Below are 18,036 nucleotides of genomic sequence, written 5' to 3' on the forward strand. Positions count from 1 at the left end.
ATGCTGCGACCTAAGCTGTGAATATGACCGATTCTGCGCTCCGTTCGATCCCGTTCACCGACGCTCAGGGCGAGGAGAAGACCCTCGACGATCTCGGTGCCGACGTCGTGCTGGTGGTGAACGTCGCGTCCAAGTGCGGCCTCACCCCGCAGTACGAGCAGCTCGAGGAATTGCAGCGTCTCTACGCCGAGCGCGGCTTCACCGTCATCGGCTTCCCATGCAACCAGTTCTTCGGTCAGGAGCCGGGCTCGGTCGACGAGATCCTCGAGTTCTGCTCGACGACCTACGGCGTCACCTTCCCCGTCAACGACAAGGTCAAGGTCAACGGCAAGAACGCGTCCGAGCTCTACAAGGCGTTGAAGGAGACTCCGGACGCCGGGGGCAAGGCCGGCCGCGTCGAGTGGAACTTCGAGAAGTTCCTCGTGCTGCCGGACGGAGACGTCCTGCGCTTCCGCCCGAAGCAGAAGCCGGACGCCCCCGAGATCGTCAGCGCGATCGAAGCGGCTCTGACCCGCTAGACCGCCGCGGCCTCCGACTCGGCCTCTCCGCGCTTCGACCAGAGGTCGCGGAGCACGTTCTCGAACGCCGCGGGCGGCTGCGCGCCGCTGATGCCGTACTGGCCGTCGACGACGAAGAACGGCACGCCCTGGATCCCGTAGGCGCGGGCCTGGGCCTGGTCCTGACGCACGGCCGGAAGGTACTGCTCGCTCTCGAGCGCGGCGCGGGCGCGATCGGCGTCGAGGCCGACCTCGGTCGCCAGCTCGACGAGGTCGTCGATGCGACCCACGTGCTTGCCCTCGGTGAAGTAGGCGGACATGAGCCGCTCCTCCAGCTCGTGCTGCAGCCCCTCGGCCTTCGCGAAGTGCAGCAGCTCGTGCGCCTTCACGGTGTTGGTGTGCTGCAACAGGTCGAAACGGTACTCGAGACCCGCGTTCGCGGCGACGCCGGTCACGTTCGACAGCATCTGCTCGACCTGCTCACGAGGCATGCCCTTGTGTCCGGCGAGGAAGTCGATCTCGTCGCCGTCGAAGTCGACGGGAGTGTCGGGCGACAGCTCGAACGAGTGGAAGGTGATATTGACCTGCGGTGCGTCCTCATCGGCGGAGACCGCTTCGAGACCCTTCTCGAGGTTGCGCTTGCCGATGTAGCACCAGGGGCAGGCGATGTCGGACCAGATGTCGATGGAGATGGGTTCAGTCACATCATCATCCAACCGCATGGTTCTATGAGCTATTCCGAGGGAGCCGCACCTGGCTGGACTACCCCTACGCCGTGGTGCGCAGCCGGCTGCTCCGGCGCACGCTCGCGCGCGGCATCCTGCGGCGCGAGCTCTGGAACGGCAACCGCGAGAAGGGTCCGTGGAACCTCCTCACCCGCGATCCCGAGAAGAACATCCTCGCGTGGCAGACCGCGACCCTGCACAACTGGGCCGAGCGGTTTCCCGAGCTGCAGGAGCGCTTCCCGCACCTGACGATCGTCCGACTGGGTCACCCCCGGGAGACGGAGCGCTGGCTGCGCGCTCAGGCCGGGGCGTCGGGGGTGTCGATCGCGCCGCCGAAGCGACGGTCGCGCGACAGGTAGATGCCGATCGCCCGCCACAGCTCCTCGCGCGAGAAGTCGGGCCAGAGCGTGTCCAGGAACACCATCTCGGCGTACGCCGACTCCCACAGCAGGAAGTTCGAGGTGCGCTGCTCCCCCGAGCTGCGCAGGAACAGGTCGACGTCCGGCATGTCGGGCACGTACAGGTTCCGACGGATCATCTTCTCGGTGATCGCCTTGGGCTTCACCCGCCCGGCCGCGACGTCTTCCGCGATCGCCCGCATCGCATCGACGAGCTCGACCCGCCCGCCGTAGTTGACGCACATCGTCAGGGTGAGCACGTCGTTGCCGCGCGTGAGCTGCTCGGCGTACTGCAGCTCCTTGATGACGCTGCCCCACAGCCGGGGCTTGCGTCCCGCCCAGCGGATCCGCACGCCCCACTCGTTGAGCTGATCACGGCGCCGGTGCAGCACGTCGCGGTTGTAGCCCATGAGGAAGCGCACCTCCTCGGGAGAGCGGGCCCAGTTCTCGGTGGAGAACGCGTACACGGAGAGGTGCTTCACGCCGGCCTGGATCGCCCCGGCGACCACGTCGAGCAGCACCTCCTCCCCGGCCTTGTGCCCCTCGATGCGGTTGAGGCCCCGACGGTTGGCCCAGCGGCCGTTGCCGTCCATCACGATCGCGACGTGCGCGGGAACCGCGGGGAACGCGGGCGGGTGCGCACCGGTCCAGTCCAGCGGCCGATAGGCCACGGCGTCCTTGTGCGTATACGGCTTGGGGCTCACCGTGCTCCTTCCGTGGGGATGTCGGACACGTGGGCGAGCGAGCGGATGCCGCGCTCCAGGTGCCATTGGGCGTAGGCGGAGACGAGTCCCGAGGCGGCTGCGGTGTCGGCGGGCGAAGACGCGTCGATCACGTCCCACTCCCCCGCGATCAGGGCGCGGAGCAGGGCCAGGGTCTTCTCGGCGACCCGGGGGCTTCCCGCCGGAGCGCAGTTCCCGCAGACCAGTCCGCCCAGCTGCGCGACGAACCGTGCGTGCGGTCCGGGTGTGCCGCAGCGGGCGCACTCATCCAGCGAGGGCGCCCATCCCGAGAGCGACATCACGCGCAGCAGGTAGGAGTCGAGGATGCTCCGCGCGACGTGCTCTCCGCGCGACAGCGCACGCAGTCCGCCGACGAGCAGCAGGTACTGGTCCGGAGTCGCCTCGGAGTCGCTCAGGCGGTCGGCCGTCTCGACCATCGCGTTGGCCGCGGTGAACCGTTCGTAGTGCGCGGCGATGTCCGTGCCGTAGGAGCCGAGCGACTCAGCCTGCTGCACGATGTCGAGCGAGCGCCCCTGATACAGCTGCACGTCGGCGACCATGAACGGCTCGAGTCGGGCGCCGAATTTCGACGAGGTCCGGCGTACGCCCTTCGCCACCGCGCGGACCTTGCCGTGGCGCCGCGAGAGCATGATGACGATGCGATCCGCCTCACCGAGCTTGTGGGTGCGCAGGATCACCGCTTCGTCTCGATAGGTGGGCACCCTTCGATTATCCTCCGTGCGCGAGAATGGACGCGTGACCGAACCGCTCTTCACCATTCCGCTGTGGGCGGACCTGCTCGGCGTCGGCCTCGGCGGCGTGCAGGGCGCGATGTTCGCATCGGGGTTCCAGGGGCAGCGACGCCTCGACTGGCTCGGCGTCGCGATCATCGGCATCATGATCGGCATGGGCGGCGGTCTGATCCGCGACATCCTGCTCGGACAGACGCCCGCGACGCTCCAGAACCAGTGGTACCTGGTCACTGCGGGTGGGGCAGCGCTGCTCGGCATGCTGCTCGCGGGACTGTTCACCAGGCTGAACACGGTGATCGTGGTGCTCGACGCCGTGGTGATCGGCATGTTCGGCGCGTTCGGCACCAGCAAGGCCCTCGCTTTCGGCATCCCCGAGGTGCCCGCCGTGTTCATCGGCGTGTGCGCGGCGGTCGGTGGCAGCGTGCTCCGGGACATGCTGATGGGATTGCCGACCGCGATCATGCACGTCGGCTCGCTCTATGCGGTCGCCGCCGGCGCGGGGTGCACGTTCATCGTGATCGCCGTCGCCCTGGGGATGCCGATCACGCTCGCCGCGGTCATCGGCATCGCCGTCACGGCCGTCATCCGGGTCCTCGCCGTCACGTTCGACGTCTCCCTGCCGGAGCAGCGCCGCATCTACCGCCGCAAGGTGGCCGCGGAGACGGGTGCCATCGCGATCGTGAAGCCCAGCGCCGACCTCTGAAGCCGCCGACCACGAAGGCCGGGTTCCCCGAGGAGCCCGGCCTTCGTCGACTGCCCAGGTGCTCAGACGGCTGCCAGCTCCTGCTGGCGCGTGCGGATCGAACGGTTCACACCCGAGACGATGGCCTTGAGCGACGCCGTCGAGATGTCGCCGTCGATGCCGACGCCCCACAGCCGCTGGTCGCCGACCTGCAGCTCGACGTACGCCGCCGCCTGTGCGTCACCCCCGGCACTGAGAGCGTGCTCGACGTAGTCGTAGACGGTGATGTCGAAGCCCTGACCGCGCAGGACCTCGACGAACGCGGCCACGGGCCCGTTGCCGTTGCCCGACACGGAGACCTGCTGGTCGTCATCGCGCAGCACGACATCGAGCACGACGTCTCCGGACATGTCGCTGCGGGTCTGGGTCGCGAGCAGTTCGAACCGGCCCCACTTCGCCGCGGTGTCGTCCGCGGGCAGGTACTCGTCGTTGAAGATCGACCAGATCTGCTCGCTGGTGACCTCGCCACCCTCCGCATCCGTCTTGGCCTGCACCACGCCCGAGAACTCGATCTGCAGCTTGCGCGGCAGGTCGATCGCGTGGTCCGACTTCAGCAGGTAGGCGACGCCGCCCTTGCCCGACTGCGAGTTGACGCGGATGACGGCCTCGTAGGAACGGCCGAGGTCCTTCGGGTCGACGGGCAGGTAGGGCACCGCCCACTCGATCTCGTCGACCGTGACGCCCTCGGCGGCCGCTCGGGCCTCCATGGCCTCGAAGCCCTTCTTGATCGCATCCTGGTGCGAACCGCTGAACGCGGTGAAGACCAGGTCGCCCGCCCACGGGCTGCGCTCGGGCACCGGCAGCTGGTTGCAGTACTCGACCGTGCGCTTGACCTGGTCGATGTCGCTGAAGTCGATCTGCGGGTCGATGCCCTGCGTGAAGAGGTTGATGCCCAGCGCCACGATGTCGACGTTGCCGGTGCGCTCGCCGTTGCCGAACAGGCACCCCTCGATGCGGTCGGCACCGGCCATGTAGCCGAGCTCCGCGGCGGCGATCGCCGTGCCGCGGTCGTTGTGCGGGTGCAGCGACAGGATGATGTTCTCGCGGTGGGCGAGATTGCGGCTCATCCACTCGATCGAATCGGCGTAGACGTTCGGAGAGGCCATCTCGACGGTCGCGGGCAGGTTGATGATCACCTTGCGGTCGGGCGTGGGCTCGAACACCTCGATGACCTGGTTGCAGATGTCGAGGGCGAACTCGAGCTCGGTACCCGTGTAGCTCTCGGGCGAGTACTCGTAGTAGACCTTCGTGTCCGGAATCGTCTTCTCGAACTGGCGGCACAGCCGTGCACCCTCGAGCGCGATGTCGATGATGCCCTGCTTGTCGGTGCGGAACACGACCTCGCGCTGCAGCACGCTGGTCGAGTTGTACAGGTGCACGATGGCCTGCTTGGCGCCCGCGATCGACTCGTAGGTTCGGGCGATGAGGTGCTCGCGCGCCTGGGTCAGCACCTGGATCGTGACGTCGTCCGGGATGAGGTTCTCTTCGATGAGCTGGCGGACGAAGTCGAAGTCCGTCTGGCTCGCCGACGGGAAGCCGACCTCGATCTCCTTGTAGCCCATGCTGACGAGCAGCTCGAACATGACGCGCTTGCGCTCGGGCGACATCGGGTCGATGAGAGCCTGGTTGCCGTCGCGGAGATCGACGGCGCACCAGCGCGGGGCCTCGGTGATGCGGGCATCCGGCCAGGTGCGGTCAGGCAGGTGGACGTTGATCTGCTCGTGGAACGGCCGGTACTTGTGGATCGGCATCGCGGACGGGCGCTGAGTGTTCTGCATGAAGGGGCTTCTTCTCTTCGTCAAGATGAACGGGCCAACACAAGCGCCGCGACGAGGAAGGCCCTAGCTTTAGGACTCGTCGCGGCAGCTAAGAAGAAGCAGACCGCCGAAAGGCATGTCGTCATGGTAGCAGGGATGCGACGCCGGATTCCGCCGGTCCTGAGACGATCCCGGCGCAGGCGACACTTCTCGGTATGAGCACATTGCAGCGTCGCCTCGCCCTCGCCGCGGCATCCGCCGTCGGACTCCTGTTCCTCAGCGCCTGTGCGACCGGTCCCGGAAGCTCCGCGGCACCGACGAGCACGAGCGTTCCCTCCGATCAGCGCCTGGAGGAAGCCCACCCCGATCTCCCCGACGGGCGCGTGATCGGTGTCGGCACCGTGCTGGACGTCGGCGGCGATGTCCAGCTGTGCCTCGGCGCCGTCGCGGAGTCGTACCCGCCCCAGTGCAGCGGCGTGCCGCTCGACGACTGGACGTGGGAGGGCGTGGACGGAAGTGAGAGCAGCGGCGACACCACGTGGGGCGCCTATGCCGTCTACGCGACGTACGACGGTGAACGACTCACGAAAACCGATCCGCCGATCATGCTCGCCCTGTTCGACCCGGTGGCGACGGAGGACCCGACGGGCGGCGTCGACGGGACCACGACCGACGCCGAGCTCACCCGCGTGCAGGACGAGATCGCCGCACGCCTCGGGCCGTCGGCGCTCTCGGTCGGCACCGACCGCGGATACGTCTGGCTGCAGGTCGTCTGGGACGACGGGACGCTCCAGGACGCCGTGGACGCCGAGTACGGCGAGGACGTCGTGTTCGTGACCTCGTCCCTGGGCGAGATCGACTGATCTACGGGATCAGCGCCAGCTTGCCGCCCGGGTGGCCGCTCGCCAGGAGGCGATGGGCGTCCGGCGCCTGGGCGAGCGGGAAGGTGCGCGCGAGCGGGACCACGAGATCGCCGTTCTGCGCCAGCGCGATCAGCTCGCCGCGCACCTCGTCGCGGAACCGGGCGCTGTCCGGCATCGATCCCGCGATCGCGAGGAAGCCCGCGGCCTGCGCACGGGCGGGTGCAGCGATGGTGACGATGCGGCGGCGGTCGGCGACGAGCTCGAGAGACACGTCCACGGCCTCGTCCGTGCCGACCGCGTCGAGGGCAGCGGCGATCGGCGCGTCCGCGACCTCCCGCACCCGATCGGCGAGCCCGGCTCCATACGTCACCGGGATGCCCCCGAACCTGCGGACCTCGTCGAGTCGATGCTCCCCTGCGGTGCCGATCACCCGGATGCCGCGCAGGCGGGCCTGCTGGAGCACGCTCACGCCGACCGCACCCGAGGCACCATGGAGCAGGATCGTCTCCCCGGGCGCTGCTCCGGTGACCGCGAGCATCTCCGCGGCGGTGGTGCCGACGAGCAGCAGGTTCGCTGCCTCGGGGTGGGTGAGCGTCGTCGGCTTCGCGAACACCTTCTCGGCGGGCACGGTCACCTCGGTCGCATAGCCGCCCTGGATCCGGAAGGCGACCACCTCCGCGTCGAGCACCGCCTCGCCCGAGCCCATCCGCGTGTCGGAACCGATCGCAGTCAGCACGCCGGACACCTCGTAGCCGATCGGCACGGGGAGCTCGACACCGGGGCGGGCAGACGCGACGTGCTTCGCATCTGCCGGGTTCACGCCCGCGGCGTGAACCCGGATCGTGACCTCACCCACGCCGGGTGCCGCGACCTCGCGCTCGACGAGCTCCCACGACTCCGGTGCGCCCCAGGCGGTGGCGATCCACTGCTTCGACATGTTCGCGGGGGCCGATGCTCAGAGCAGGCAGCGGAGGTTGGTGACCGTGCCGGTGACGTTCGACCAGCTCCCGGCGCTCACCGTCTTGAGGACGGTCGTGCCGTTGCGCGCCTGCAGCGACCCCGAGGTGCGCGCGTTCGCGACCGACTTCACCGAGAAGCTCGACGGGATCGCGTTGACGCCGCAGGTGCTGAACGAGAGGACGCTCCCGCCGATCGAGGAGGCGTTGAAGGCGCAGAACTTGCCGGTCGCACAGGCACCGACCGACCGCGCACTGATCCCCGACGCGGAGGGGACGCTCAGTTCCATGTCCAGTTCGGGCCACACCGCATGGGTCGCATCGATGACGATTCCGCCCGGTACCTCCTCCAGCATGGCCGTGACCTGAGGGTCGACCGCACGACCGCCGGGATCCGCCGCGTAGGCGGGAGTCGCGCCCAGGGCGATCACGAGCCCGAGCAGGATCGCACCGAGGGAGGTGATCCGATTCATCCGATCGTCTCCTCATCGAGATCCCACATCTGGTACGAGATGATCGCGCCCGCGGGGAAGATCTCATCCGCGACCAGGACGGTGCGCTCGACCCCGACGATCCGACCGGTGTCGCGGGACACCAGGATCAGGTCGCTCACGGCGCCGTCCGGCGACGAGACACGGATACCCGTCACCGAGCGTCCGAGCCGATCGGTCGTCGTGCCGAGGGCATCCCCACCGCCCGCCTCCTGCAACAGGAGGAGCAGCTCGTGGTGCTGCGTGTCGGTGAGCGTCCACTGGTCGAGGACCGAGGTGATCGCCGCCCCCACCTCGAAAGCCGTAGGGTCCTCAGGCATGCCGAACGCACGGAGCATCTCGACCATGTCGTCGCGCGTCTCCCCCGGCACCTCCGTCCACGGGGTCTCGAATTCGCCCGGTGCCATCACCAGATCGGTGACGACCTTCCCGCTGCTGGTGACCTCGGCGGCGTTGCTGGCCACCGCGTCGGACGGATCGTACGGAACGCCGGCGACGATCGTCATGCGTCCGGACCCGTCGGGCTCCCAGGTCAGCGTCGACAGCTGCGGCACGACCGTGCTGGTCTTCTCGTCGACGTCGACCGAGAACCCCCACGATGCCGTCCGGACGGTACGGGCCGGTGCTGTCGGACCGGGAACCTCGGTGAGCGCGGCACTGGCGTCGTCGACGATCTGGGCGACCGTGTTCGCGCCGGAGAAGTCGAGCGGTGCCGGCGTGCCGGCGACGGCGGCGCCCTGCGGAGAGAGCACGGCGAAGGCCAGTGCCGTGGAGGCGGCGACGGCGGTGAGACCCGATGCCCAGCCCAGTGCCAGGCTGCGGCGCCGCTTGTGTACGCCGTTCGAGCGGAGGATGCGATCCCTGGTCGCGAGGGCGCGAGCATCTGGCAGTGCGTCCCTCGGCGTCGTCGCAGGATCGGCGTCGCTCAGCAGCCGCTCGAGCACGGCGTTGTCAGTCATCACCCGTTATCAGCCCCTCCAGGCCCAGCTCCGCACGCAGGCGTTCCTGCGCTCGGCTCAGCGTCTTCCGCACCCGGGACTCAGAAGCGCGCAACAGCTCCGCGATCTCCCCCACCGCGAGTCCATCCCAGTACGTGAGCATGATGATACGCCGTTGGGGCGGAGTGAGGACACCCAAAGCCCTCACGACTTCGACACGATCGACGAGGCCGGGGACGCCGTCGTCACCGCGCAATCCGGTGTGCACGGCATCCAGCGCGCTGTGCGGGGTCGAGACGCGACCGGGTCGGGTGCGCAGACGCCGGTCCGCGGCGCGGAGCAGCCAGACGCGGCCCGGGGGCCGGGCGGGCCGGAGCCGCGACCATGCGAAGAGGAAGACCTCCGAGACGAGCTCGGTGACTTCCTCCTCTGCGGCGACGACACCCTCGATGTGGTGTCGCACTGCTGCCCAGTGCTCATCGAACACTCGGGTGAAGACCTCGTTTCGCAGCGGATTCGGGTCTTCGCTGCGACCGATCATCGGTCCGGGGTCGGCGGTCTGCCCGCCGCCTTCGACGTGTGACGGGGGGTCATCTCAGAAGCCGAGCCTGCCGAGCTGCTTCGGATCGCGCTGCCATTCCTTGGCGACCTTGACGTGCAGGCCGAGGAAGACGCGGGTGCCGAGGAGCTCTTCGATGCCCTTGCGCGCACGCGCTCCGACATCGCTGAGACGCTTCCCCTTGTGCCCGATGATGATCGCCTTCTGGCTGTCGCGCTCCACCACGATCGACGCGTGCACGTCGGTCAGGTCTGTGCCTTCGCGGGGGGCGATGTCGTCGATCACGACGGCGATCGAGTGCGGCAGCTCGTCACGCACGCCGTCGAGAGCCGCCTCGCGGATCATCTCGGCGATGCGATCCTCGTCCGACTCGTCGGTCGTGATGCCCTCCGGGTACAGGGCGGGGCCCTTCGGCATCAGCAGGAGGATCTCGTCGGAGAGCACCTCGAGCTGGTCTCGGGTGAGGGCGGACAGCGGGATGACCGCGTCCCAGTCCTCGCGCAGCGCGTCGACCTCCAGCAGCCGCTCGGTGATCTCGTCGCGCGCAGCCACGTCGGTCTTCGTCACGATCGCGATCTTCTTCGCCCGCGGGTAGCCGTCGAGCGAAGCCGCGATGCGCCGGTCGCCCGGGCCCACCTTCTCGTTCGCGGGAACGCAGAATCCGATGACGTCGACGTCGCCGAGCACCTGCTCCACGAGGTCGTTCAGCCGCTCGCCGAGCAGCGTGCGCGGCTTGTGGATGCCGGGGGTGTCCACGATCACGAGCTGACCCTCCGGCCGGTTCACGATGCCCCGGATCGCTCGACGGGTCGTCTGCGGCTTCTCACTGGTGATCGCGATCTTCTCGCCCACCAGCGCGTTCGTCAGCGTCGACTTGCCGACGTTCGGCCTGCCGACGAAGGTCACGAAACCACTTCGGGTGTCCTCAGTCATCGTCTCGATCTCCCTCATCCTGCGAAGCGTCAGGTTCCCCCGCCGCACGTTCCACGAACACCGTCGCGATTCCGCGACCACGACCACGGGAGGCTCCGCCCGTGAGGACCAAGCCTTCCACGGTCGCCGTTGCACCCGGCTGCGGCACCTGTCCCAGTGCCTTGCCGAGCAGACCGCCGATCGAGTCGACGTCCTCGTCCTCGAGCTCGAGGCCGAACAGATCGCCCACGTCCTCCAGCGAGAGTCGGGCACTCACGCGGTAACGTCCGTGGCCGAGATCGACGAACTCGGCGGATACCTGATCGTACTCGTCGGAGATCTCCCCGACGAGCTCCTCGATCAGGTCCTCCAGGGTCACGAGGCCGGAGATCCCGCCGTGCTCGTCGATCACCAGGCACACATGCACGGCGTCGCGCTTCATCTGCTGGAGGAGCGTCTCCGCACGCATCGACTCCGGCACGAAGGTCGCGGGCCGGGCGATCGGGCGGATGGAGGCCGCGCGCCAGGCGCTGTCGTCGCGGTACGCGAACTGCACGAGGTCCTTGAGGTACAGCACTCCCACCACGTCGTCGGCCTCGTCGTCGACGACAGGCATGCGCGAGACACCGCGGTTGAGGAACAGTGCCATCGCCTCATCGGTGGTCGCCGTGGCGTCGACCGTCACCATCTCGGTGCGGGGCACCATCACCGCGCGGACGAACTGGTCCGTGAAGTCGAACACCGAGTGGATGAGGTCGCGGTCGTCCTCCTCGATCAGATCGTTCGAGGCGGCCTCGTCGACCATGCTGAGCAGCTGGTCCTCGCTCGCGAAGGAGCTGCGGCCGGTGCCGGGGGTCACCCGGTTGCCGAGCACGACGAGCCCCTGGGCCAGCGGCCCCAGGAAGATCCGGAGTCCGCGCACGATGGAGGCGGTGCCGCGGATCATCCCCTCGGCGTGCTGGCGTCCGAACGATCGCGGGCTCGCCCCCACGAGGACGAAGGTGATCGCGGTCATCAGGACGGCGGCGGCGAGCATCGCCCACCAGTTGTTGTCGATCAGCATCGTGAAGGCGACCGTCACGAGGACAGCGGCCGTGACCTCGGCGAGCACACGGATGAAGGCGACCGCGTTGACGTGCGCGTCGAGGTCGGCCGCGATGCGACCGAGAGCCTTGGCCCGGCGCCCCTCCGTCGCCATGTCGGCGAGGTTCGCTCGGGAGGCCACACCGTACGCGGCGTCGATCGCGGCCATGAGACCGCCGAACGCGACCAGCAGAACGGCGGCGATCAGGAGGAGGACGGCTGTCATCGTCGGCGTTCAGCCGCCGCGAAGCCCTGGATCAGTTCCTTCTGCAGACCGAACATCTCACGCTCCTCGTCGGGCTCTGCGTGATCGAAACCGAGGAGGTGGAGCAGCCCGTGGGTGGTGAGCAGGATCAGCTCGTCCATCAGGGTGTGGTGCGCGGCCTGCGCCTGCGCCTCCGCGACCTGCGGGCACAGCACGATGTCGCCGAGCAGGCCGGGAGCGGTCGGCCGGTCCTCCGTGCCGGGGCGGAGCTCGTCCATCGGGAAGCTGAGCACGTCCGTGGGGCCCGGCTCGTCCATCCACTGCACGTGGAGCGCCTCCATGGCGCCCTCGTCGACGAGGACGATGGCCACCTCGGCATCGGGGCTGACATGCAGCTGCGCGAGGTTGTAGTCCGTCAGTCGCTGCAGCACGGTCTCGTCGACGTCGATCGCCGACTCGTTGTTGATCTCGATCATGAGAGTCCTCGTTTCGGCATGCGGTCACGGGGTCCGGGGCGCTGTGCTCCCCTGCGGTCGGCGCGATTGGCGAACTCGGCCGCCTGTTCGCGTTCGAACCGCTGCGCGGTGCGCTTCTCGTCGTACTCGCTGTAGGCGTCGACGATGCGACCGACTAGCGAGTGCCGCACGACGTCGTCGCTGGTGAGTCGTGAGAAGTGGATGTCGTCGATGCCGTCGAGCACCCGGGTGACCAGGCGGAGCCCCGAGGAGCCCTGCGGGAGGTCGACCTGGGTGATGTCGCCCGTGACGACCATCCGCGTGCCGAAGCCCAGGCGCGTGAGGAACATCTTCATCTGCTCCGGCGTCGTGTTCTGCGCCTCGTCGAGCACGACGAAGGAATCGTTCAGCGTGCGGCCGCGCATGTAGGCGAGCGGCGCCACCTCGATCGTTCCGGTCGCCATCAGGCGCGGGACGATCTCGGGGTCCATCATCTCGTTGAGCGCGTCGTAGAGGGGACGCAGGTACGGATCGATCTTGTCGGTGAGCGTGCCGGGGAGGAATCCGAGCCGCTCCCCCGCCTCGACAGCCGGCCGGGTCAGGATGATGCGGGTGACCTCCTTGCGCTGGAGCGCCTGCACGGCCTTCGCCATGGCGAGGTAGGTCTTGCCGGTTCCGGCAGGGCCGATCCCGAACACGATCGTGTTCTCCTCGATCGCGTCGACGTACTCCTTCTGCCCGAGAGTCTTCGGACGGATCACCTTGCCGCGGGTGGTCAGGATCGCCTCTCCGAGCACCTCGCTCGGGCGGGGGCCGCCCTCCTGCCGCAGCATGCGCGCGGAGCTGGACACGTCGCTCGGCGCCAGGTCCTGTCCGGCCCTGGTCATCGCCAGCAGCTCGTCGACCAGGGCTCGCGCCTTCGCGACCGCGTCGGTGTCGCCGCTGAGGGTGATCTCGTTGCCGCGCACGAGCACCTGCACGTCGGGGTGCTCCTTCTCGAGCATCCGCAACAGGCGGTCCTGCGGTCCGAGCAGCTGCACCATGGCGACGCCGTCGGCATAGATCTTCTCGACCGACTCGGGCGGTCGACCGCCCAGGCTGCGCTCCTGCGGCTCGTGGTTCTCAGGCACCGACACTCTTCTCGGTCAATCCGCCGGCCAGCACGTGGGCATGGACGTGGAATACGGTCTGTCCGGCGTTCGCGCCGGTGTTGAAGACGAGACGGAAGTCGCCGTCCTCGGTGTGCTCCGCGGCCAGTTCCGTCGCGAAGGCGACGATCTCGGCGAGCAGCGACGGGTCCCCGGCGGCCAGTTCGGTCACGTCGCGGTACTCCGCGGTCTTCGGCACCACGAGGAGGTGCACCGGCGCCTGCGGCGCGATGTCACGCAGCGCGAAGAGGCGGTCCGTCTCACCGAGGATCTCGGCAGGGATCTCCCCGTTCAGAATGCGCGTGAAGATCGAAGGTTCCGTCATGCCTTCAAGTCTACTGATCGCCACGTCGTCGCAGCCCTGGGCATCTCGCCGCGCCGCAGCGGGGTCACCACCGGCCGAGGGCCACCGACAGCACGGCGATGGCCGCCGGTCCCGCCGTCGAGGTGCGGAGCACCGTGTCGCCCAGGAGAACGCGTTCGGCGCCCGCCTCGGTCAGCCGATCGAGCTCCTCGTCCGAGATCCCGCCCTCCGGTCCGACGACCAGCACGAGATCGCGTCCGTCCGGCTCGATCTCGGACAGACGGACGGACGCCGTGGGATCGAGCAGGAGCACCCGCTGCGAACCCGCCCGCTCCGCGAGCTGCTTCGTCGAGACCGGCGCGGCGACCTCGGGGAGCCAGGCGCGGTGGGCCTGCTTGGCGGCTTCGCGCACGATGGTCGCCCACCGTTCGCGGCCCTTCACGGCCTTGGGACCCTCCCAGCGGGACACGCTGCGACTCGCCTGCCACGGCACGATCTCGTCGACGCCGAGCTCGCACGCCGCCTGCACCGCGAGCTCGTCCCGGTCCCCCTTCGCGAGGGCCTGCACCAGCACGACTCTGGGCGTGGGTGCGGCGTGCTCGACGCGCTCCGCGATGCGGACCTCGACACGGGTCGGCGAGACCTCCTCGGCAGAGCCCGTCAGCCAGACACCCGCTCCATCGCCGACCGTGACGGCCTCGCCGACGCGGAGCCGCCGCACGACGGCGGCGTGCTTCGCCTCGGCACCGGTGAGCGACACGAGGTCTCCGACCGCGGCATCCGTGGACGACTCGACCAGGAAGTGCAGGGCCATGATCAGTGGCTGCGGAAGCGGTCGCGGAGCTTGGAGAAGAGGCCCTGCTGGAACTGGGCCAGCTGCGGATCCGGCGCCTTGGTCTTCTTCGCGAAGTCCTCGATCAGCGCCCGCTGCGCGGAGTCCAGCCTGGTCGGGGTCAGTACCTGCACGCCCACCCGCAGGTCGCCGCGCTGGGTGCCGCGGAGCGGGGTGATGCCTCGGCCCTTGATGGTCAGCACGTCTCCGGACTGCACGCCGGCGCGGATCTCGAGGTCGACCTCGCCGTCCAGCCCCTGGATCGTGGTCTCGGTGCCGAGGATGGCATCCGTCATCGACACCTCGAGCGTGGCGAGCAGGTCGTCGCCCTCACGGCTGAACGCCGGGTGCGCGTTGACGGTGACCTCGACGTACAGGTCGCCGTTCGGGCCGCCGGCCTTGCCGACCTCTCCCGAACCGGGCAGCTGCAGACGCAGGCCCGTCTCGACGCCGGCGGGGATGTCGAGCGACACCGTGCGGCGCGAGCGCACGCGACCCTGTCCGCCGCAGGTGCCGCAGGGGTACGGGATGGTCGTGCCGTAGCCCTCGCACGTGCCGCAGGGCTGCGAGGTGACGACGTTGCCGAGCAGGCTGCGCACCTGGCGCTGCACGTGACCGGAGCCGCCGCAGATGTCGCACGTGACCGGCGAGGTGCCCTCCTGGCAGCACGACCCCTGGCAGGTCTCGCACAGCACGGCGGTGTCGACCTCGATGTCCCGGTGGGCGCCGAACACGACATCGCCCAGGTCGAGCGTCACGCGGACGAGGGCGTCCTGACCACGCTCGCGGCGCGAGCGCGGACGCGCGCCGCGACCGCCGCCCTGCGCCGCCCCGAAGAAGGTCTCGAAGATGTCCCCGAAGCCGGCGAACCCTCCGAAGTTGCCGGCCGCGCCGTCTCCGCCGCCCATGTCGTAGCGACGACGGGACTCGTCGTCGCTGAGCACGTCGTACGCGTGCGTGACGAGCTTGAACTTCTCCGCAGCGTCCTCTCCCGGGTTCACATCCGGGTGCAGCTGCCGCGCCAGGCGTCGATACGCCTTCTTGATCTCGTCGGTGGAAGCGTCTCGGGACACCCCGAGAACCTCATAGTGGTCCGCCACAATCGCCCTTCTGCGTGTGTCCTGGTGGCGACCGCGTCAGCGGCCGGCCTCGTCTTCGTCGAGCATCCGCGACAGGTAGCGGGCCACGGCCCGTGCTGCGGCGAGGTTGCTCGGGTAGTCCATGCGCGTCGGCCCCATCACGCCGACGCGCGCCGTGCCGCTGGGCGCGGCGTAGTTGCTGGCGACGATCGATGCCTCGCCGAGCCCGAACGGAGCGTTCTCCGTGCCGATGCTCGCCGCGAGCCCGTGCTCGTCGGTCACCATCTCACTCATCAGCCGCAACAGCGTCACCTGCTCCTCGATCGCCTCGAGGAGCGGATGGATGCTGCCGCGGAAGTCCTGTTCCCGCCGCGCGAGCGTCGCGGCGCCCGCCATCACGAGACGCTCCTGCCGGAAACTGCCGAGCTCGTCCATGACGACGCCGGCGATCGCGCGCAGCACGAGGTCCTTCGGCGTCTCCTCCGCGGAGAGCAGCGCCTGGAGCCGGTCGGAGGCTTCGCCGATCGCCTGCCCGGTGATGAGCGCGGACAGACGCGCGCGCAGCACGGCCATCTCGGTGTCGTCGATCATCTCGGGGAGGACGGCCATGCGCTGCGACACACCGCCGGCATCGGTCACCAGCACGATCAGGAGTCGGTTCGGCGCGAGTGCCACGAGCTCGACGTGCGTGACGTGGGCGCGGGCGAAGGACGGATACTGGGCGAGCGCGACCTGTCCGGTCAGCTGCGTCAGCACCCGCACGGTGCGCACCATCAGGTCGTCGAGGTCGGCCGGCTCGCCGAGGAACGACTCGATCGCCGAGCGCTGGGCCGACGAGAGCGGACGCAGCTGGGCCAGGTGGTTCACGAAGACGCGGTAGCCCTTGTCGGTGGGCACCCGGCCGGACGAGGTGTGCGGAGCCGTGATGAGCTCCTCGTCCTCGAGCAGAGCCATGTCGTTGCGGATCGTCGCCGCCGAGACGCCGAAGGAGTGCCGGTCGACGATGGAGCGGCTGCCGACGGGTTCGTGGGTCTCGACGTAGTCCTGCACGATCGCGCGGAGAACCTGGAGTCCTCGCTCTGTGACCATCGCCTTCCCTCCCGCTGGCACTCGGACGTTCAGAGTGCCAATCCTACCCCGTGCAGCTCGGGATTCTCCGTACTGCGGGCGGGCGACCCTAGGATGACGCTCATGACCACCTCTCCCCAGGCCTCCCTGTCGAGCGGCTTCGTCCGCGGCTCCGAGGAGGACGGGATCGTCCGCTATCTCGGCATCCCCTATGCGGACGCGCCGTTCGGGGAGAACCGCTTCCGAGCCCCGCAGCCCGTCACCGCCTGGCACGGGGTCCGCGAGGCGACGCAGTTCGGGCCCACCCCGCCCCAGGTTCCCTACGCCGGTGCCATCGGCGAGCTCCTGGGCTCCGTGCGCATCGAGGGCGACGACATCCTGACGGCGAACGTGTGGGCGCCGTCAGGAGCATCCGCTGCTCCCGTGCTGCTGTGGATCCACGGCGGGGCCCTCGAGCGCGGTACCGCCGCGCTGCCCCTCTATGACGGCACGGTCTTCGCGAAGGCCGGGATCGTGTTCGTCTCGATCAACTACCGCCTGGGGTCCGAGGGGTTCTCCGTGCTCGACGGCGCACCCCGCAACCTCGGCCTCCGCGACGCCGCCGCCGCGCTGGAATGGGTGCATCGCGAGATCGCGGCGTTCGGCGGCGATCCCGAGCGGATCACTGCGATGGGCGAATCCGCCGGCGGGGCGATCGTCGCCGGTCTTCTCGCTCGTGACGACTCGCGGGCGCTGATCGGCCGGGCCATCATCGAGTCCGGACCACTCCGGGCGCAGACCGCGAAGAAGGCGGGACGCGTGACGGCGCAGCTCGCGAAGCGGCTCGGTGTGCGGGCCGATCGCGACGCGTTCGCCGCCCTCACGCCCGAGCAGCTGCTCGATGCCCGGAAGGCGCAGTCGGCGGGGTCCTCCCCTCTCGGCGGGGCACCCGGGTTCCAGTTCGCGATCGACCCCGACAGCCTCCCGCGTTCCCCGCATGAGGTGCTCGGCGGGATCGACACGCCGCTGCTGATCGGCAGCAACACCGATGAATACCGGCTCTGGTTCCCGCCGGAGGCTCTCGCCGGGATCAGCGAGCTCAAGCTGCAGGCAGCCCGGCTCCTCTCAAGGATCCCGCGCCGAGCGGTCTCCGCGTACCGCCGCGCGTTCCCGGGGGCCGGCACCGGCGAGGTGTTCGGACAGCTCGTGACGGACATGATGCTGCGCGCGCCGCTGAGCCGCGTCGCCGCCGCGCGACAGGCGAACACCCACGTCTACGAGTTCGCCTGGCCGAGCCCGGTGCGGGATCTGCGCGCCGCGCACGCGTTGGAACTGGGATTCGTCTTCGACCGCCTCGGCGATGAGGAGGCGAGGCGCATGGCCGGACCGGACGCGCCGCGGGAGCTCGCCCGCGAGATGAACACGGCCTGGGTGCGCTTCGTCACCCAGGGCGACCCCGGCTGGCCCGCGTACGGAAGCGGGCGGCTGACGCGTCTGTTCGACACGGACAGCACGACCGTGCCGCAGCGGCGGACCGCCGGGATGGATCTGCTCCCCGGCTGATGCGGAGC

General features: G+C 69.3%; 21 protein-coding genes. 5 read left to right on the top strand and 16 right to left on the bottom strand.

Annotated features, from left to right (window positions below; translation table 11 throughout):
* The first annotated feature begins 23 nt into the window (after positions 1–23).
* Positions 24–518: a glutathione peroxidase gene (locus MME74_RS10305; protein WP_267414929.1), complete on the top strand. Its 495-nt coding sequence runs from the start codon at positions 24–26 to the stop codon at positions 516–518.
* Here MME74_RS10305 and MME74_RS10310 read toward each other — a convergent pair.
* Entirely contained in the window at positions 515–1,201 is a 687-nt protein-coding gene (locus MME74_RS10310) for a DsbA family oxidoreductase (RefSeq protein ID WP_267414930.1), read from the bottom strand. The genes MME74_RS10305 and MME74_RS10310 overlap by 4 nt on opposite strands.
* A 71-nt stretch (positions 1,202–1,272) precedes the next feature.
* Here MME74_RS10310 and MME74_RS10315 point away from each other — a divergent pair, with 71 nt between their 5' ends.
* A complete protein-coding gene (locus MME74_RS10315; RefSeq protein ID WP_267414931.1) occupies positions 1,273–1,581 on the top strand; it encodes a hypothetical protein in 309 nt (102 codons plus the stop codon).
* On the opposite strand, the gene MME74_RS10320 is transcribed toward MME74_RS10315, so the two are convergent.
* Entirely contained in the window at positions 1,521–2,324 is an 804-nt protein-coding gene (locus MME74_RS10320) for an isoprenyl transferase (RefSeq protein WP_267414932.1), read from the bottom strand. The two genes, MME74_RS10315 and MME74_RS10320, sit on opposite strands and share 61 nt — an antisense overlap.
* Entirely contained in the window at positions 2,321–3,064 is a 744-nt protein-coding gene (gene recO, locus MME74_RS10325) for a DNA repair protein RecO (protein WP_267414933.1), read from the bottom strand. Before recO ends, MME74_RS10320 begins: the two co-directional genes overlap by 4 nt.
* 34 nt (positions 3,065–3,098) lie before the next feature.
* Here recO and MME74_RS10330 point away from each other — a divergent pair, with 34 nt between their 5' ends.
* Positions 3,099–3,797: a trimeric intracellular cation channel family protein gene (locus MME74_RS10330; RefSeq protein ID WP_267414934.1), complete on the top strand. Its 699-nt coding sequence runs from the start codon at positions 3,099–3,101 to the stop codon at positions 3,795–3,797.
* A gap of 62 nt (positions 3,798–3,859) precedes the next feature.
* On the opposite strand, the gene leuA is transcribed toward MME74_RS10330, so the two are convergent.
* Positions 3,860–5,614: a 2-isopropylmalate synthase gene (gene leuA / locus MME74_RS10335; RefSeq protein WP_267414935.1), complete on the bottom strand. Its 1,755-nt coding sequence runs from the start codon at positions 5,612–5,614 to the stop codon at positions 3,860–3,862.
* 194 nt (positions 5,615–5,808) lie between these two features.
* Here leuA and MME74_RS10340 point away from each other — a divergent pair, with 194 nt between their 5' ends.
* Entirely contained in the window at positions 5,809–6,456 is a 648-nt protein-coding gene (locus MME74_RS10340; protein WP_267414936.1) for a hypothetical protein, read from the top strand.
* Position 6,457: 1 nt separating this feature from the next.
* On the opposite strand, the gene MME74_RS10345 is transcribed toward MME74_RS10340, so the two are convergent.
* From MME74_RS10345 to hrcA, 12 genes are all read right to left on the bottom strand, one after another.
* Positions 6,458–7,393, bottom strand: a complete 936-nt coding sequence (locus MME74_RS10345; RefSeq protein ID WP_267414937.1) for a quinone oxidoreductase family protein — start codon at positions 7,391–7,393, stop codon at positions 6,458–6,460.
* Between the two features lie 18 nt (positions 7,394–7,411).
* Entirely contained in the window at positions 7,412–7,885 is a 474-nt protein-coding gene (locus MME74_RS10350) for a hypothetical protein (protein ID WP_267414938.1), read from the bottom strand.
* Positions 7,882–8,862 (bottom strand): hypothetical protein, encoded by a 981-nt coding sequence (locus MME74_RS10355; protein ID WP_267414940.1) that lies wholly within the window; start codon positions 8,860–8,862, stop codon positions 7,882–7,884. Before MME74_RS10355 ends, MME74_RS10350 begins: the two co-directional genes overlap by 4 nt.
* The gene (locus tag MME74_RS10360; RefSeq protein WP_267414941.1) at positions 8,855–9,382 is read right to left on the bottom strand and encodes an RNA polymerase sigma factor; all 528 of its coding nucleotides are present in this window, start codon (positions 9,380–9,382) and stop codon (positions 8,855–8,857) included. The genes MME74_RS10355 and MME74_RS10360 overlap by 8 nt, the downstream gene beginning before the upstream one ends.
* 54 nt (positions 9,383–9,436) lie before the next feature.
* A complete protein-coding gene (gene era, locus MME74_RS10365; protein ID WP_416383312.1) occupies positions 9,437–10,351 on the bottom strand; it encodes a GTPase Era in 915 nt (304 codons plus the stop codon).
* Positions 10,326–11,621: a hemolysin family protein gene (locus MME74_RS10370; RefSeq protein ID WP_267414943.1), complete on the bottom strand. Its 1,296-nt coding sequence runs from the start codon at positions 11,619–11,621 to the stop codon at positions 10,326–10,328. Before MME74_RS10370 ends, era begins: the two co-directional genes overlap by 26 nt.
* On the bottom strand, positions 11,618–12,076 hold the full coding sequence (gene ybeY, locus MME74_RS10375) for an rRNA maturation RNase YbeY (protein ID WP_267414944.1): 459 nt from the start codon (positions 12,074–12,076) through the stop codon (positions 11,618–11,620). Before ybeY ends, MME74_RS10370 begins: the two co-directional genes overlap by 4 nt.
* A complete protein-coding gene (locus tag MME74_RS10380; protein ID WP_267418555.1) occupies positions 12,073–13,098 on the bottom strand; it encodes a PhoH family protein in 1,026 nt (341 codons plus the stop codon). Before MME74_RS10380 ends, ybeY begins: the two co-directional genes overlap by 4 nt.
* 79 nt (positions 13,099–13,177) lie before the next feature.
* Positions 13,178–13,528: an HIT domain-containing protein gene (locus MME74_RS10385; RefSeq protein WP_267414945.1), complete on the bottom strand. Its 351-nt coding sequence runs from the start codon at positions 13,526–13,528 to the stop codon at positions 13,178–13,180.
* 64 nt (positions 13,529–13,592) lie between these two features.
* Positions 13,593–14,321 (bottom strand): 16S rRNA (uracil(1498)-N(3))-methyltransferase, encoded by a 729-nt coding sequence (locus tag MME74_RS10390; protein WP_267414947.1) that lies wholly within the window; start codon positions 14,319–14,321, stop codon positions 13,593–13,595.
* Between the two features lie 2 nt (positions 14,322–14,323).
* A complete protein-coding gene (dnaJ, locus tag MME74_RS10395) occupies positions 14,324–15,439 on the bottom strand; it encodes a molecular chaperone DnaJ (RefSeq protein WP_267414948.1) in 1,116 nt (371 codons plus the stop codon).
* 36 nt (positions 15,440–15,475) lie between these two features.
* Positions 15,476–16,507 (bottom strand): heat-inducible transcriptional repressor HrcA, encoded by a 1,032-nt coding sequence (gene hrcA / locus MME74_RS10400; protein WP_267414949.1) that lies wholly within the window; start codon positions 16,505–16,507, stop codon positions 15,476–15,478.
* Positions 16,508–16,609: 102 nt separating this feature from the next.
* Here hrcA and MME74_RS10405 point away from each other — a divergent pair, with 102 nt between their 5' ends.
* A complete protein-coding gene (locus tag MME74_RS10405) occupies positions 16,610–18,028 on the top strand; it encodes a carboxylesterase/lipase family protein (RefSeq protein ID WP_267414950.1) in 1,419 nt (472 codons plus the stop codon).
* Positions 18,029–18,036: the final 8 nt, after the last annotated feature.

This window comes from Microbacterium oxydans (assembly GCF_026559675.1).
Lineage (GTDB): Bacteria > Actinomycetota > Actinomycetes > Actinomycetales > Microbacteriaceae > Microbacterium > Microbacterium oxydans_D.

What these genes read in the sequence shown, in the direction of transcription:
- MME74_RS10385 (WP_267414945.1), bottom strand. Translation starts at nt 13,528, where the DNA reads ATGACGGAACCTTCGATCTTCACGCGCATTCTGAACGGGGAGATCCCT.
- leuA (WP_267414935.1), bottom strand. Translation starts at nt 5,614, where the DNA reads ATGCAGAACACTCAGCGCCCGTCCGCGATGCCGATCCACAAGTACCGG.
- hrcA (WP_267414949.1), bottom strand. Translation starts at nt 16,507, where the DNA reads ATGGTCACAGAGCGAGGACTCCAGGTTCTCCGCGCGATCGTGCAGGAC.
- MME74_RS10370 (WP_267414943.1), bottom strand. Translation starts at nt 11,621, where the DNA reads ATGACAGCCGTCCTCCTCCTGATCGCCGCCGTTCTGCTGGTCGCGTTC.
- MME74_RS10390 (WP_267414947.1), bottom strand. Translation starts at nt 14,321, where the DNA reads ATGGCCCTGCACTTCCTGGTCGAGTCGTCCACGGATGCCGCGGTCGGA.
- era (WP_416383312.1), bottom strand. Translation starts at nt 10,351, where the DNA reads ATGAGGGAGATCGAGACGATGACTGAGGACACCCGAAGTGGTTTCGTG.
- MME74_RS10345 (WP_267414937.1), bottom strand. Translation starts at nt 7,393, where the DNA reads ATGTCGAAGCAGTGGATCGCCACCGCCTGGGGCGCACCGGAGTCGTGG.
- MME74_RS10405 (WP_267414950.1), top strand. Translation starts at nt 16,610, where the DNA reads ATGACCACCTCTCCCCAGGCCTCCCTGTCGAGCGGCTTCGTCCGCGGC.
- MME74_RS10360 (WP_267414941.1), bottom strand. Translation starts at nt 9,382, where the DNA reads ATGATCGGTCGCAGCGAAGACCCGAATCCGCTGCGAAACGAGGTCTTC.
- ybeY (WP_267414944.1), bottom strand. Translation starts at nt 12,076, where the DNA reads ATGATCGAGATCAACAACGAGTCGGCGATCGACGTCGACGAGACCGTG.
- MME74_RS10355 (WP_267414940.1), bottom strand. Translation starts at nt 8,862, where the DNA reads ATGACTGACAACGCCGTGCTCGAGCGGCTGCTGAGCGACGCCGATCCT.
- MME74_RS10340 (WP_267414936.1), top strand. Translation starts at nt 5,809, where the DNA reads ATGAGCACATTGCAGCGTCGCCTCGCCCTCGCCGCGGCATCCGCCGTC.
- MME74_RS10305 (WP_267414929.1), top strand. Translation starts at nt 24, where the DNA reads ATGACCGATTCTGCGCTCCGTTCGATCCCGTTCACCGACGCTCAGGGC.
- MME74_RS10350 (WP_267414938.1), bottom strand. Translation starts at nt 7,885, where the DNA reads ATGAATCGGATCACCTCCCTCGGTGCGATCCTGCTCGGGCTCGTGATC.
- MME74_RS10380 (WP_267418555.1), bottom strand. Translation starts at nt 13,098, where the DNA reads ATGGTGCAGCTGCTCGGACCGCAGGACCGCCTGTTGCGGATGCTCGAG.